Annotated in this window: 12 protein-coding genes and 1 pseudogene; 5 read left to right on the top strand and 8 right to left on the bottom strand. The window is 62.1% G+C overall.

The window, feature by feature from the left end:
* Positions 1–29: 29 nt before the first annotated feature.
* Together BFP95_RS21600 and BFP95_RS21595 are read left to right on the top strand one after the other, a co-directional pair.
* Positions 30–1391, top strand: a complete 1362-nt coding sequence (locus tag BFP95_RS21600; protein WP_065910741.1) for an MFS transporter — start codon at positions 30–32, stop codon at positions 1389–1391.
* The gene (locus BFP95_RS21595) at positions 1388–2662 is read left to right on the top strand and encodes a glucarate dehydratase family protein (protein ID WP_065876274.1); all 1275 of its coding nucleotides are present in this window, start codon (positions 1388–1390) and stop codon (positions 2660–2662) included. Before BFP95_RS21600 ends, BFP95_RS21595 begins: the two co-directional genes overlap by 4 nt.
* A 55-nt stretch (positions 2663–2717) precedes the next feature.
* Here BFP95_RS21595 and BFP95_RS21590 read toward each other — a convergent pair whose 3' ends face one another.
* Positions 2718–4400 (bottom strand): AMP-binding protein, encoded by a 1683-nt coding sequence (locus BFP95_RS21590; RefSeq protein WP_065881468.1) that lies wholly within the window; start codon positions 4398–4400, stop codon positions 2718–2720.
* A gap of 364 nt (positions 4401–4764) precedes the next feature.
* Here BFP95_RS21590 and BFP95_RS30075 point away from each other — a divergent pair.
* Positions 4765–5250, top strand: a pseudogene (locus tag BFP95_RS30075) (XdhC family protein); the annotation flags it as partial.
* 15 nt (positions 5251–5265) lie between these two features.
* On the opposite strand, the gene BFP95_RS21580 reads toward BFP95_RS30075, so the two are convergent.
* From BFP95_RS21580 to BFP95_RS21565, 4 genes are read right to left on the bottom strand one after another with little or no spacing between them, the layout of a single operon-like run.
* On the bottom strand, positions 5266–5748 hold the full coding sequence (locus BFP95_RS21580; protein ID WP_049708892.1) for a response regulator: 483 nt from the start codon (positions 5746–5748) through the stop codon (positions 5266–5268).
* Positions 5745–8072, bottom strand: a complete 2328-nt coding sequence (locus tag BFP95_RS21575; protein WP_065910671.1) for an ATP-binding protein — start codon at positions 8070–8072, stop codon at positions 5745–5747. The genes BFP95_RS21580 and BFP95_RS21575 overlap by 4 nt, the downstream gene beginning before the upstream one ends.
* The gene (locus tag BFP95_RS21570; RefSeq protein ID WP_049708890.1) at positions 8069–8722 is read right to left on the bottom strand and encodes a response regulator; all 654 of its coding nucleotides are present in this window, start codon (positions 8720–8722) and stop codon (positions 8069–8071) included. Before BFP95_RS21570 ends, BFP95_RS21575 begins: the two co-directional genes overlap by 4 nt.
* Positions 8719–9918 (bottom strand): sensor histidine kinase, encoded by a 1200-nt coding sequence (locus BFP95_RS21565; protein ID WP_065876271.1) that lies wholly within the window; start codon positions 9916–9918, stop codon positions 8719–8721. The genes BFP95_RS21570 and BFP95_RS21565 overlap by 4 nt, the downstream gene beginning before the upstream one ends.
* A gap of 172 nt (positions 9919–10090) precedes the next feature.
* Between BFP95_RS21565 and BFP95_RS21560 the strand changes: the two genes are divergently transcribed.
* Complete coding sequence (locus tag BFP95_RS21560; RefSeq protein ID WP_065876270.1) at positions 10091–10609, top strand: SgcJ/EcaC family oxidoreductase; 519 nt, start codon at positions 10091–10093, stop codon at positions 10607–10609.
* Positions 10610–10811: 202 nt separating this feature from the next.
* Positions 10812–11588 (top strand): ABC transporter substrate-binding protein, encoded by a 777-nt coding sequence (locus BFP95_RS21555; RefSeq protein WP_065889343.1) that lies wholly within the window; start codon positions 10812–10814, stop codon positions 11586–11588.
* A gap of 200 nt (positions 11589–11788) precedes the next feature.
* On the opposite strand, the gene BFP95_RS21550 is transcribed toward BFP95_RS21555, so the two are convergent.
* From BFP95_RS21550 to BFP95_RS21540, 3 genes are read right to left on the bottom strand one after another with little or no spacing between them, the layout of a single operon-like run.
* On the bottom strand, positions 11789–12415 hold the full coding sequence (locus tag BFP95_RS21550) for a helix-turn-helix transcriptional regulator (protein WP_065881464.1): 627 nt from the start codon (positions 12413–12415) through the stop codon (positions 11789–11791).
* Complete coding sequence (locus BFP95_RS21545) at positions 12415–13548, bottom strand: NAD(P)/FAD-dependent oxidoreductase (RefSeq protein WP_065910670.1); 1134 nt, start codon at positions 13546–13548, stop codon at positions 12415–12417. The genes BFP95_RS21550 and BFP95_RS21545 overlap by 1 nt, the downstream gene beginning before the upstream one ends.
* Positions 13545–14489, bottom strand: a complete 945-nt coding sequence (locus BFP95_RS21540; protein ID WP_065876266.1) for an ornithine cyclodeaminase family protein — start codon at positions 14487–14489, stop codon at positions 13545–13547. The genes BFP95_RS21545 and BFP95_RS21540 overlap by 4 nt, the downstream gene beginning before the upstream one ends.
* Positions 14490–14509: the final 20 nt, after the last annotated feature.

The following is a 14509-nucleotide window of genomic DNA, read 5'->3' as shown; positions in this document are numbered from 1 at the left end:
CCTAAAAAAACAATGATTGGGAGTTGCCCTTGGACACTGTTCAGAATCCGCCAGACCCGACCGTGCTCGCCCGTGCGGCCACCAAGGTCAAGCGTCATGTACTGCCATTATTTGTGGTGATGTTCATCGTCAACTACATCGACCGGGTCAACATTGGCTTTGTGCGCAGCCATTTGGAGATCGACCTGGGCATTGGCGCGGCCGCCTACGGCCTCGGTGCCGGTTTGTTCTTCATTGGCTACGCGATCTTTGAAGTGCCGTCCAACCTGCTCCTGCAGCGCTACGGCGCAAGGGCCTGGCTGACGCGCATCATGTTCACCTGGGGCGCGGCCGCGATGGCCATGGCCTTCGTCAAAGGTGAAACCAGTTTTTATGTCCTGCGTTTTGTCCTCGGCGCCGCCGAGGCGGGTTTTTTTCCCGGTGTCATCTACTACTTCACGCAGTGGCTGCCAGCCTCCGAGCGCGGCAAGGCCATGGCGATTTTCCTCAGCGGCTCTGCCATTGCCTCGGTGATTTCCGGCCCGGTGTCGGGGGCCTTGCTGCACATCAATGGTTTTAGCCTGCATGGCTGGCAGTGGATGTTTCTGATTGAAGGGTTTGCCTCGATCGTGCTCTGTGGCTTTGTATGGTTCTGGTTGCAGTCCCGTCCCGATCAGGCGACATGGCTCAGTGCAGAGGAAAAACACGCGTTGGTGAGTGCCATCGAGGCGGAACAGCTAGCGCGTGAAGCCGTCCGGACTGTCCGACCCTCGATGTTCAAGCTGCTCGCCGACAGACAAATCGCGCTGTTTTGCTTTATTTACTTTTCCATCGCCCTGACCATCTATGGCGCCACCTTCTGGCTGCCCAGCATGATCAAGAAAATGGGCAACCTGGGCGACTTCCAGGTGGGCTTGTTCAATTCGATTCCCTGGTTGATTTCCATCGTCGCCATGTACGGTTTCGCCGCCCTCGCCAGCAAATGGAAGCACCAGCAGGCATGGGTTGCGCTGATGCTGGTGATTGCCGCGTTCGGTATGTTCATGTCTACCACCGGCGGGCCGGTGTTCGCCTTTGTCGCCATCTGTTTTGCCGCGATTGGCTTCAAGGCCGCCTCTGCCTTGTTCTGGCCAATTCCCCAGGGTTATCTGGATGCCCGGATCGCCGCGGCGGTGATTGCCTTGATCAATTCGGTCGGCAACCTGGGAGGCTTTGTCGCCCCCACCACCTTTGGTTTGCTGGAACAGACCACCGGCTCCATCGAAGGCGGGCTGTATGGCCTGGCCGCTACCTCCCTGGTGGCGGCGGTGGTGGTGTTTTTTGTGCGCACCGCACCAAGGGGCACCGTGCCCCCCACACCGACTACACATCAGCACGCTTCGCGTCCAGGCCCACAGGGAGCAGCCTCTTGAAAATCGTCCGCGTTACCGTCACGCCCATTGCCTTTCGCGACCCGCCGCTGCTTAACGCCAGCGGTATCCACGAAGCCTTCGCGCTGCGCTCGATCATCGAGGTCGAGAGCGACACCGGCTACATCGGCCTTGGCGAAAGCTACGGCGATGCCCCGGCGCTGGCGATCCAGCAACAGGTGCAGCCGCAACTGATCGGCCTCGATCCCTTCAACCTGAACGGGCTGCGTGCAATCGTCCAGGCCACGGTGGCCGCGCACAAGCCCGTGAGCCTCAGCGGCGCAGAACTGGCGCCGGGCTCCCACGCCAGCAAGGCCGTGAGCAATGCCTATTCGGCGTTCGAAGTGGCCTTGCTCGACCTCCAGGCCCACGCCTTGAACGTGCCGCTGGTGGACTTGCTCGGTGGGGCGATCCGCGACCGGATCCCGTTCAGTGCCTACTTGTTTTTCAAGTACGCCGAACACATCGATTCGCCCTACAAGCCCGACAGCTGGGGCGAAGCACTCAACGAAGAGCAGATCGTCGCCCAGGCCCGGCGGATGATCGAAGCCTACGGCTTCAAAAGCATCAAGCTCAAGGCCGGCGCGCTGGAACCGGAACATGAGGTGCGCTGCATCAAGGCGCTGAAAAAAGCTTTCCCCGGCGTGCCGCTGCGCATCGACCCGAATGGCAATTGGTCGCTGGAAACCTCGATTCGCATGGCTGAACTGCTGGGCGATGACCTGCAGTATTACGAAGACCCGACCCCGGGCCTGGACGGCATGGCCGAGCTGCACAAACGCACCGGCCTCCCGCTGGCGACCAATATGGTGGTCACCGATTTCGACGAGTTCCGCCGCAGCGTAGCACTGAACAGCGTGCAGATCGTCCTCGCCGATCACCACTACTGGGGCGGCCTGCGCGACACCCAGGTGTTGGCCAAGATGTGCCAGACCTTCGGCCTGGGCGTGTCGATGCACTCCAATTCACACCTGGGCATCAGCCTGATGGCGATGGCCCATGTGGCCGCGTCGGTGCCCAACCTTGATTACGCTTGCGACACCCATTACCCCTGGCAGGAGCCGGACGAGGAAGTCATCAAGGGCGGCAAGGTGCCGATTGTCGATGGCTGCGTGACGATTACCCGTGCACCGGGGCTGGGCCTGGAACTTGACCATGACCAACTGGGCAAGCTGCATGACCAGTACCTCAGTTGCGGCATTCGCCAGCGCGACGACGTAAAACAGATGCAGCGTTACCAGCCGGATTGGAAGACTGTGAAACCGCGTTTCTGAAGCTTGGTCGCTTCGCTTTTCCCGGTGACACATCCGCGTGTGTCACCGGGCTTTTTTATGCGAAATCTTCCTCGAAGTGTTCCTGCTCGCCGCGTGTATCGCTCTGACGACGCAGTACCTCCATCTGGCGCAGTTCAACGCGGCGGATCTTGCCGGAAATGGTCTTGGGCAGCTCGGTGACGAACTCGATACGTCGCACCCGCTTGTAGGGCGCTAGGTGTTCGCGGGCAAAGGCAAGGATATGCCGGGCCAGCTCGGCGCTGCCGGGGGCATCATGGGCCAGGATCAGGAATGCCTTGGGCACGGCCAGGCGCAATGGATCGGGGCTGGGCACCACGGCCACCTCCATCACTGCCGGGTGCTCGATCAGCGCGCTTTCCAGCTCGAATGGGCTGATGCGGTAGTCGGAGGCCTTGAACACATCGTCGGCGCGACCGACAAAGGTGATGTAGCCGTCGGCGTCGATTTGCGCGGTGTCGCCGGTGCGGTAATAGCCGTCACGCATGACTTCTGCAGTTTTTTCCGGGCTGTCTTCGTAGCCCAGCATCAGCCCGAGCGGGCGCACGTCCAGGGGCAGGGCGACTTCGCCTTCATTGGCGGGGTTGCCATCCGGGTCGAGCAGGGCCACGTGATAGCCCGGCAGCGGGCGGCCCATGGAGCCTGGCTTGAGCAACTGCCCAGGAGTGTTGCCCACCAGCGCCGTGGTTTCCGACTGACCGAAACCATCACGCAGCGGCAACCCCCAGGCCTGCTGGATCTGCTCGATGATTTCCGGGTTCAGTGGCTCACCGGCGCCGACCAGTTCGCGCAGGTTCAGGCGCGATTTGTAGCTGGCCAGATCTTCCTGGATCAGCATGCGCCACACGGTGGGCGGCGCGCACAGGCTGGTTACGCCGTAACGTTCCAATGCACTGAGCAAGGCCGGCGCGCTAAACCGCGCGACGTTATGGATAAAAATGCAGGCGCCGGCGTTCCACGGCGCAAACAGGCAGCTCCAAGCATGCTTGGCCCACCCCGGTGAGGAAATATTTAGGTGCAGGTCGCCCGGCTGCAGGCCGATCCAGTACATCGTCGACAGATGGCCCACCGGGTAGCTCTGGTGGCTGTGCAACACCATCTTCGGTTTTGATGTGGTGCCCGAGGTGAAATACAGCAGCATCGGGTCGGTGGCCAGGGTGCGGCCTTCGGCTTCGAACTGCTCGGGATATTCATAGGCGGCGCTGTGTGCGACCCAGCCGGCAGGCGCCGAACCCACGCAGATGCGGCTGCAGCCTTCAGCCAGCCCGGCGAATTTGCTCACATGTGCCTCGCCGACCACCAAGTGACGAACCTGCCCGCGCTCAATACGGTCACGCAGGTCGTCGGCATTCAGCAGGGCGGTGGCGGGGATGACCACTGCACCGAGCTTGAAGGCGGCGAGCATGGTTTCCCAAAGCGCCACATCATTGCCGAGCATCAGCAGTACGCGATCACCGCGCCCAACCCCGTGGGCGCGCAGGTGGTTGGCCACTTGGTTCGAACGTGCGGCCAGTTGCTCGAAGCTGTAGCGCTGCTCGCTGCCGTCTTCCTCGACGATCCACAGCGCATTGGCCGCATTGCCCTCCGCCATGGCGTCGAAATAGTCCAGGGCCCAGTTGAATTCGCCCAGTTGCGGCCAGCGGAAATCCCGTACGGCGGTGGCGTAGTCGGTGCGGTGAGCGAGTAGAAAATCCCGAGCGGCCAGGAAGGGCTGGGTCATGGTGGCTGTCCTTAATTATTGTTGTGGGACTGGCCCTCGGCCGAACCGAGAGGCTGGGCCGAGTATAGGCACGCATAAATCAGAGCAGAACGCCCAAAAACACCAGAGCGTTGTGCAAAAAAGTCATGCCTGTGGCATTCCTCATATGAGGCCGCGTGTTCACGCTTGTCGTTGGATTGGGCAACAAAATCCCTCGATCAGGCAATTGCCCCAGCGCTTCACCCCACATACTCAAGTCAATACAGTCCGAGTTGAGAGGGCCGGTTCGCAACGCATGAAAAATCTAGACCTTCAGGTAATCCAGCAAGCACTGGCATGGTTCGAGCAAGGCCATAGCGTATGGCGAGGGAGGGCTCGCGCCGTCATTGGCGCTGCCCTGCGCCTGCTGATTGCCGGTCTGTCGCCAGTGGCGGAGTTCTGTGCCGGTTTTGCAGCGGCGTTGGGTTTTGAAGTGATTGTGTGCGACCCGCGACCCGAGTTGACGGACGGTTTCACGATGGCGGGCGTTGAGTTGGTCAAGCTGTTTCCAGCCACCTATATTGCTCAAGGGGGTTGCCACGCCGCCACGGCCATCGTGGCCCTGACGCATGACCCGCGCATGGACGATCTGACGTTGTTGGTGGCGGTCAGGACTCCGGCGTTTTACATCGGCGCCATGGGTTCCAGGCGCACTAGCGAAAAGCGTATGGAGCGTGTCCAGCGTATTGGTGGAATAGGGCAGCAGGACCTTGACCGCATTCATGCACCGATTGGCCTGAAACTTGGCAGCAAGACCCCGGCAGAGATTGCCCTTGCGGTCATGTCGGATATCGTTCGCGTGAGCAACGGTGTCTCGCGTGACCAGTTGTAGACCTGACCTTGTGACCTAGCAGCGGCGGATGTTCGGTGCGGTAGATGTCGAGTCGCGCCGTTGCAGCAATTCAATCTGGTCCGCCGGCACCAAGGTGCGCAGCCGCTTGTAGAGCATGCGGGTTTCCAGCAGGTTCCACACCCGCAGCATGGTTTCCAGCGCGTCCAACGGTTTACTGATGAAGTCCCTGGCGCCCAACGCCAAGGCGCGCAGGCGCGTGTCGCGGGTAGCGTCGGCGGTCAACACTAGGATCGGCAGGTATTCGCCGCTCGGGATGCGCCGGTTGAGCTGTTCCAGCACCGCGAACCCGTCGAACTGCGGCATGTGCAGGTCGAGAATCACCAGGTCCGGCTCGAAGCTGTTGAACAGGTCCAGGGTGCGCAGCGGCTCGGTGCTGCTCAGCACGTTGGTCAAACCCTCGCGCGCGAGCAGTTGCTCGACCAGGTCGAGATTGGGGCGTTGGTCGTCTATGATCAGGATACGCAGGTCGGTGGTCACACGGGCTCCGGGAAGCAGTGGTCAAGGTGGGCGAGAAACGACGGCACGTTGATCGGCTTGCTCAGCACCGCCGTCGCGCCAGCGTCGTGCAAGGCCAGGCGGGTGAGGGTGCTGGCGTCGGCGGTAATCATCAGTACTGGCGTGTTGCGTGTGATCGCGGACTGACGCAGGCGCCTGAGCACGCTCAAACCATCGATGTCCGGCAGCGACACGTCCAGCACGATCAACTGCGGCGCGTGCTGCGCAGCCAGGTCCAGCCCCAGTTGGCCTTGCATGCTGGAGAGCAGCTTTATCCCCGGACGACGTTGCAGCAAGGTTTCGATCAGCGCCAGGCTGGAGAGGTTGTCTTCGATACACAGCACCTTGCCCTGGATGGGCGGGGAGGCGAGGGCCGGCGCCGGTGTCTGGCTCTCGATGACGGCGACGGTCATGCCTTGAGGCTCCGGCAACCGCGCATACGGTAACGCCAGGGTAAAGCGCGAGCCGCTACCAACCTGGCTTTGCACGCTCAGGCTGCCTTGCATCATCTCCAGCAAGCTTTTACTCAGCGCCAGGCCAAGGCCGCTGCCTTCCACATTGGGGTCGGCCCCCAGGCGTTCGAACGGCTTGAACAACTGGCCCTGGCGATCCACGGCAATGCCGTTGCCCGTGTCGCACACCGATACGCGGATGTGCGGCGGCTCAACCTCTACCTCAATGCTGACCTGGCCCTGCGGCCGGTTGTACTTGATCGCGTTGGACAGCAGGTTCAGCAGCACCTGGGTCAGGCGCTGCCGATCAGCAACAATCCCGAGGTCGGCAGCAAGGGCGGGTACCGCTTTCAACTGGATTCCCGCGTCAGCGGCCATGGGCGAGACCAGTGTCAGCGCCTCGTGCAGTGTGATCGCCAACGGGATCGATTCGATGTTCAACGGCAAGCGCCCGGCTTCGATCTTGGCAATGTCCAACACTTCGTTGATCAGCGTCAGCAGGTGTTGACCGGCACGCAGGATGTGGCCGATCTGTGCCTTCTGGCCGCTCGGTGCGTCCATGTCCAGCAGTTGCGCAAAGCCCAGGATCGCGTTGAGCGGGGTGCGCAGCTCGTGGCTCATACGCGACAGAAACTCGCTTTTGGCCCGGCTGGCGCGTTCGGCTTCCTCACGGGCGGTGCCCAGCGCAATCTCGGCCGCGCGGCGGTCGGTAATGTCGCGGGTGATCTTCGAGAAACCGCGCAAGGCGCCGGTCGCGTCGAACTGCGCAGTGATCACCACGCTGGCCCAGAAGCGCGTGCCATCCTGGCGGCAGCGCCAGCCTTCTTCCATGTAGTCGCCGTTGCGAGTGGCTTCGGCCAACGCCATCGCCGGGTGTTGCGGGCATTCCTGCGGCAGGTAGAACACCGAGAAGTGCTGGCCGAGGATTTCCTCCTCGGTGTAGCCCTTGATCCGCTCGGCACCGGCATTCCAACTGGTGACGTGGCCCGCCGTGTCGAGGGCGAAAATCCCGTAGTCCTTGACCCCGTCGATGATCAGCCGCAGGCGCTCTTCGTTCTCGCGCAACGCGCGTTCGCGCTCGGCCAGCAGCATCCCGGCTTCCACCAGGCGCGTGCCCAGTTGGCCAATTTCATCGTTTTCCGGGGGTTGCGGCAGCAGGGGCTGACCCAATGCCAGGCGTTGCGCATTGCCTTGAACATTCTGCACCCGCGCGACAATGCCCTTGGACAGAAACAGCACCGCAACGATGGCCCCGAACAGCCCACAGATGGCGGCCAGCCAGGTCGACAGCAGTAGCCGCTGGCGCGTTTCGGCCGCGGCTGCGGTGCGCTCGGCGAGCAACGAGTCCTCAAGGGTGAGCATGGTGCCGATGTGCTGACGCAAGGCATCCAGGATGTGCTTGTTGCTGACCAGAATCGTGGTGATCGATGCCTGGTTGGTGGTCGGGTCGCCGAGCATGTCCTCCAGGCCGTCGATTTTGCTGTTGATCAGCGGCGTGATCGCCGCGAGCTGTTCACGCACCCGTTGATCACGAACGTTGCCGTCGAGCCGGCGCAGGGCCGATTCGATCTGCGGCTTGGCGTTGCGGTAACTCGGCAGGAAATCCTCGCGGCGGGTCAGCAGGTAACCTCGCACGCTGGCGGCCGCTTCTGCCAGCAGGGTATGCACGGCGCGGATGTCGCCTTGCACCCGCAGTACACGGCGCACGTCTTCTTCGGCGCGGGCGGTCTGGCGCTCGGTGATGTAGATCAGTACCAGCGACAACAGCAACACCACCAAGGGCAGCGAAATCACCACGAGGGCCTTGCCCCGTAGCGGCAGGTCAGCCCAACGCCTGGCGTAGAAGACCTTCATGCGTGTGTCACCAGGCCCAACGCGATGCCCCGCACGGCCGCCTGGGTGCGATCTGCCGCACCGAGCTTGCCGATGACCCGTTCCACATGGGCTTTGGCGGTGCCGGTGGTAATGCCCAGCTGTTCACCTATCTCGCGGTTGCTCTTGCCGTTCGCCACCAGCCCCAGCACCTGGCGTTCGCGTGGCGTGAGGTTTTCCGTGGGGGTGGCGCCTGCTGCGCTGCGCTCGGTCATGCGCCGCAGCAAGCGTGCGCTGACGGCGCTATTGAGCGCTTCTTCGCCCGCTGCGACCTGTTGCAGTGCATGGATCACTTCATCACGGCTGGCGTCTTTGAGCAGGTAGCCCACGGCGCCGGCGTTCATCGCCGCTTCCAAGTGATCAACGCTGTCGTCCATGGTAAACATCACCACCTTCAGCGCCGGCAGCCGTTGTTGCAGCAGGCGCGCGGCACCGAGGCCATTGAGCACCGGCATACGAATATCGAGGATGACGATGTCGGGCAGCAACTGCTCGCACAGGTCTACCGCTTGCTGGCCGTCACGCGCCTGGCCGACCACTTCGAATTGCGGATGACCGGCCAGCAGCGCGACGAACCCCGTGCGCGTGACTTCATGATCGTCCGCCAGTACCAGGCGTAATACGTGGGTCATTGCGGCGCTCCATTCAGTTGAGCCGGCACGCGGGCGTGCAGTTGGGTACCGCAGTCGATTGCACTGGTGCACGTGAGCTGGCCACCCAGCAGGCTCGCGCGTTCCTGCATGGTGGCCAGGCCCAGATGCTGAGCGTCCTGGGTGTCGAGCGGTTGGTCGAAGGCAAAGCCTTTGCCGTTATCGCTCACGCGCAATGAGACAGCGTGCTCGTGCAGTCCCAGGGCCAGTTGCACGTGGCTTGCCTGCGAATGCTTGAGGACGTTGTTAATCGCTTCCTGGCCGATCCTGAACAAGGCGATTTCCACCTGGCTGGGCAAGCGCCCCGTGTAACCTGCGCTCCACTGCACGCTGATGGCGGCGTCGCGCAGGCGGTCGGCCTCTTTGTCGAGCGCTTTGAACAAGCCGAAGTCATCCAGCACGGTGGGGCGCAGGCCGGCGATCAGTTGCCGGCCTTCACCGACCGAGTGCTGGGCCAGGGCCAGGATCGCCTGCAGGTCCGCGTCCAAGGTGCCTGGCAGTGTCGGACAACGGCCGGCAAACCCTTGCAGGCGCTGATGCAAGCCGGCGAGGGTTTGCGCCAGGCCGTCGTGCAGGTCGTAGGCCACGCGCTTGCGCTCGTCTTCCTGGGCACGCAGCAGTTGGTTGACCAGGTCCGATAGGGTCCGGTCGCGGGTCTTGAGGGTGGTCAGCAGCCGGTCGTTTTCCAGGTGCGCGGCCAGCAGCGTGGCGAGCAATTGCAGGGACTCGCTGTCTTCATTATCCGGCGCCCGCAGGCTGACGCTGTTGGCCAGGATCAAGGCGCCGAAGGCATTGCCGTCACCCCCGCGCAACGGCACTTGCAACACACTGGGCAGGGCGCCGTCCGGCAACTCCTGCCAGCAGGGCGTGCGTAAGCGGCGGTCAGCAATGCCGGTCAGGCTGCCCAAGCGCGCCTGGCTGCCGTGGCTGGCGGTGGTGCTGACGTTGCCCTCGGCGTCCCACTCCTGCAGCACGCCATGGTCCATCGCGAGAAATGCGCACGCCCGCGCCAGCACCCTCTCGCGCATGGCGTGTGGGCTCAGTTGGGTTAATTCCTGGCCGGTCTCGACCAACAGTCGCAGGCGCGCAGTGCGGCTCTCGGATTGCCGATAGTGCGCGCGAATAGCCAAGGCGCTGTTGGGATCAGGGGGCGTGGCGTCGTGTGGCGGGTTTTGCATGTTTCGGCTCCGGTACGGGCACACGCTGCGGGCGCAGGCGCGGTTATTAAACCGCGTTAACCGCACGGGGCGCCATCTGCCAAATGGCATAGATAAACGGCCCCGGTTGGCCGATGTCCGGTGGCCGGCGGGTTGGCAAAGTGTGCTCACGGACCACCACTGGAGTATCGCCATGAAGTTCAACACCGCCACGCTTGCCCTGATGTTCGCCTTGAGCGCCCCGTTTGTCCAAGCGGCTCAAACAGTCCCGTACGTGTACCGCGACGTGGCTCAGGCACCGGCCAATGTCAAAGACCGCGAGATTGCCGGTTTGTTTGACCGTTGGAACAGCGCTTTGCAGACCGGTAACGTGCAAACGGTGGTCGACTTGTATGCGCCGGGCGCGGTGTTGCAGCCCACTGTGTCCAACCAAGTGCGCACCACCCCGGATCAGATCAAGGACTACTTTGATCACTTCCTGGCGCTCAAGCCCGTCGGCCAGATCAACTACCGTGAGATCCGCCAACTGGGCAGCAACGTGGCCATGGACAGTGGGGTCTACACCTTCACCCTGACTGAAGCGGGCGGCAAGGTCCGTCATGTGCAAGCGCGCTACACCTTTGTCTACGAGCAGGTCGGTGGCCAGTGGAAGATTCTCAATCATCATTCTTCGGCGATGCCTGAAGCCCAGGCGAAACACGCCAAGCAATAAACGCTTGAGCAAAAATGTCCACGCCCTTTGCAGGGCGTGGACATTTTTTATTTGATTCGGGAGAAGATTTGCCTGACAGCCTGGGAGTCGATGTGATTGACGATTAATACATAAAAGTCCAGTATGGAATTATAAGTACAAAAAAGTGACTCATCTTTTTCTTCAATCTTGCCAAACCAACAACAACTTGCGAGAAACCCTCATGAAGAAACTTCCCCTCATCACCGCCCTGGCCCTCGGCCTGATCGCCTCCAGCCATCTACTGGCCGCCGAGAAAACCCTGCGCATTGGCATCGAGGCGGCTTACCCGCCGTTCGCGTCCAAGACCGAGGAAGGCAAGATCGTCGGGTTCGACTACGACATCGGCAATGCGCTGTGCGCGCAGATGAAGGTCAAGTGTGTGTGGGTTGAAGGTGAGTTCGACGGTCTGATTCCTTCCCTCAAGGTGAAGAAAATCGACATGGCCCTGTCGTCCATGACTATCAACGAAGACCGCAAGAAGTCGGTGGATTTCACCCACAAGTACTACTTCACCTCGTCTCGGCTGGTGATGAAGGAGGGGGCGGTGGTGGATGACCAGTACGCCAGCCTTAAAGGCAAGACGGTGGGTGTGCAGCGCGCTACCACCACTGATCGTTATGCCACCGAGGTATTTGAACCCAAGGGCATCAACGTCAAGCGCTACAGCAATAACGAAGAGATCTACATGGACTTGGCGGCAGGGCGGCTGGATGCGATTTTCGCCGACACCATCCCGTTGAACGACTTCCTGCAGATGCCGCGTGGCAAGGGCTACGCGTTTGTCGGACCCGAACTCAAGGACCCGAAATACGTGGGCGAGGGCGCCGGGATTGCGGTGCGCAAGGGTAACAGCGCGTTGGTCAGCGAGTTGAACGCGGCCATCGATGGCATTCGGGCCAGTGGCGAGTACCAGAAGCTTTCGCAGCAGTACTTCAAATCCGATATCTACGGCGATTGATTGTGAGCACGGAATCTTCCGAGGGCACGGGGCAACTGTAGTGAGCGGGCTTGCCCCGCGCTGGGTGGCGAAGCCGCCCCAAATCAGGCGACTTGGTTTTATCTGGAGCTCGGCGTTGTCTTTATTGGGGCGGCTCCGCCACCCAGCGCGGGGCAAGCCCGCTCACTACAGGCAGCAAACCAGCCCCCCAGTTACTTTGTTCAGCCCTTCAATTCCTTCAAATGCTTGTAGACCGTCGCCCGCCCCATGCCCAGCACATTGGCCACATAGTTCGACGCGCTCTTGCCCTTGAACGCCCCTTCGGCATGCAGCGCCAGCACCAGCTCACGCTTGTGGTCACGGTTCAGCAGGTTCAGGCTCAACTGACGCTCGCGCATCCAGGCATGCAGAAAGGTATTGATGCGCTCCTGCCAGTCATCGCGAAACAGCGAGTCCGGTTGCGGGATCAGTTTGCTCGGCGACAGGAACAGGTCCAGCGCCGCCTTGGCGTTTTCAAACAGTGAAATATTCAGATTGATGCACAGTACCGCCAGCCGACGACCTTTATGGTCATGCAGCACCGTGCTCAGGCTGCGGATTTTCTGACCGTCCCAGTTGAGCTTTTCGTACGGGCCGATGTTCACTTCGCTGACGTCATCACTGAGCATGTCCTCCAGCGCCGAGTCATCGCCGATGCTGCGCTTGGACAGGTTGTTGGCGATGTAATCGACTTTTTGCGAGCGCAGGTCATGCAACACCGCTTCGGCGTGGGGGAAGAACAGGGTGGCGATGGCGTCGGCCATCGCACGGAAGTTCTGCATGACCGTGTCTTGTTCAGCGGTGTTCATCAATGCGGCTCCAGGCGGGCGGGGGAGAGCATACCAGCGTCGAGGCCGAACCGCGTCAATCCCTCTGGCAGCGGTGCGCCGCGCACCAGTGCCGCACTGGCCTGGCCCATGGCGGGAGAGGTCTGGATGCCATAGCCGCCCTGTGCCGCCACCCAAAACAAGCCCGCTATCCGAGGGTCATAACCCGAAATCAAATCACCGTCGTGCACAAAACTGCGCAGACCGGCCCAAGTGCGCGTCGGGCGGCGAATGGTCAGCGTGGTGGCTTCCTCGATCTGGTAGATGCCCATGGCGATGTCGAGCTCTTCGGGCTGGATATCCTGGGGTTCGACCGGGTCGGCGTTGGCCGGTGAACCGAGGAACATGCCAGCGTCGGGTTTCATATAGAACGACTCGTCCAGCGCCACCAGCATCGGCCAGTGATGGCTGTCGACGCCTTCGGGGCCGGCGAAGATAAACGCCGAGCGGCGCTTGGGTTGCAGCCCGATGGACGCGGCCCCGGCAAGCCCGCCGATGTGATCAGCCCAGGCGCCGGCGGCGTTGATGATGATCGGCGCGGTATAGGTCGTGTCCTGGGTCTGCACCTGCCAAACGCCGGCGGCGTCGCGACTCAAACCGAGCACGTGGCTGTCGGTGCGCACTTCGCCGCCGTTGCGGCGGATACCGCGCAGGTAGCCCTGGTGCAGGGCGTCGGTGTCGATGTCGCTGGCAGTCGGGTCATACAGCGCACCGCGGACTTTTTCGCGGCGCAGGATCGGCAGCTTCGCGCAGGCTTCGTCGGCGCTGAGCAGTTCAACCTGCGACACGGTGGCCTTGGCGCTGAGGTACTGGGCGTTCAACTCGGCTGCATCGCCAATGAAATCCACCGTCATTTCGCCGCGTGGCGTAAGCAATGGATGTTCGCAAAAGCCCGGCGGCGGGTTGTCGAAAAACTCGCGGCTGGCCAGGGTCAACGCGCGCACCTGCGGTGTGCCATAAGCGGCGGTATACAGGGCTGCAGAACGCCCGGTGGAGTGATAGGCCGGGTGGCTTTCGCGTTCCAGCACAATCACCTTGCCGTGCTGCGACAGCCAGAACCCCGTGGAAGCTCCGGCAATGCCGCCGCCGATGATGATGAAGTCTGCGTGGCTCATAGGTGTCTCCAGAGGGCATTGGCCAGTGCGATGTCTTCCAGGCCCAGGCCGATGGAACGGAAAAATACGTGGCGGTCGTAGGACGGGCGCTGGACGTGGTCGCTGAGCAGTTCGGGCAGGTCGCCGACCACAGCGCGCGGGTCCCAACCGTGTTGTTCAGCGGCGATCAGCATTTCACCGGCTGAGCCTGGGGTGGTCTGGCGATAATCGCAGAAAACCTGCATGCCATTGAGGGACTGCGGCGGTACTTCATGGGCGCGCGGGGCGTTGGTGCTGATGGAAGTAATCAACGCCGGTTTGCTCAGGCGCGTCGGGTCGAGCACCGGCCCGGCTGACGAGGTGCACAGCAGGATCACGTCGGCGTCTTCTACCGCCTCATCACAGCTCTTGGCGATGACCACACGTGGGTCCAGGCTTTTGAGCTGCTCGATGGTCTCGGCGGGCGCCTTGGCCAGGCTTGGCGAATACACGCTGATGGTCTGCCAATCCCTGAAATCCTTCACATAGTGCAAATGCGCTTGCGCCACCTTGCCACTGCCAATAATCGCCAAACGCCGCGCGGCTAAAGGCGCCAACGCATCCACCGCCAGTGCAGTCGTAGCGGCCGTACGTGCCGTGGTCAGCTCGGCGGCATCGCACAGCAGCAGTGGCTGGCCGGTCTGCATTGACATCAACAAGGTCCATGCGGTCACCAGTGGCCCCTGCTCACGCACGATATACGGCGAGGTCTTGACCCCGTACACCCCATCCTCGGCCAGCACGCCCAGGTAATTGATGAAGTCGCCAGCCGCTTGCGGGAACTCCACCAGTTGCTGCGCCGGCTGTACTGCTTGCCCGGCCGCCAGGTCATGGAACAGCTTGCGCAGGATCTGCGGCACATCGACTTGGGCGAGCAGTTCGCGGGCCTGGGCCTGGTGGATCACGTGAGGTGTGCTGGGCATGAGTGTCTCCGCAGGTAAAC

It is taken from the genome of Pseudomonas sp. 58 R 12 (assembly GCF_900005865.1).
Taxonomy (GTDB): Bacteria; Pseudomonadota; Gammaproteobacteria; order Pseudomonadales; family Pseudomonadaceae; genus Aquipseudomonas; species Aquipseudomonas tritici.
Note: the sequence above shows the minus strand (reverse complement) of the source record. Positions and strands in the feature narration are given on the sequence as shown.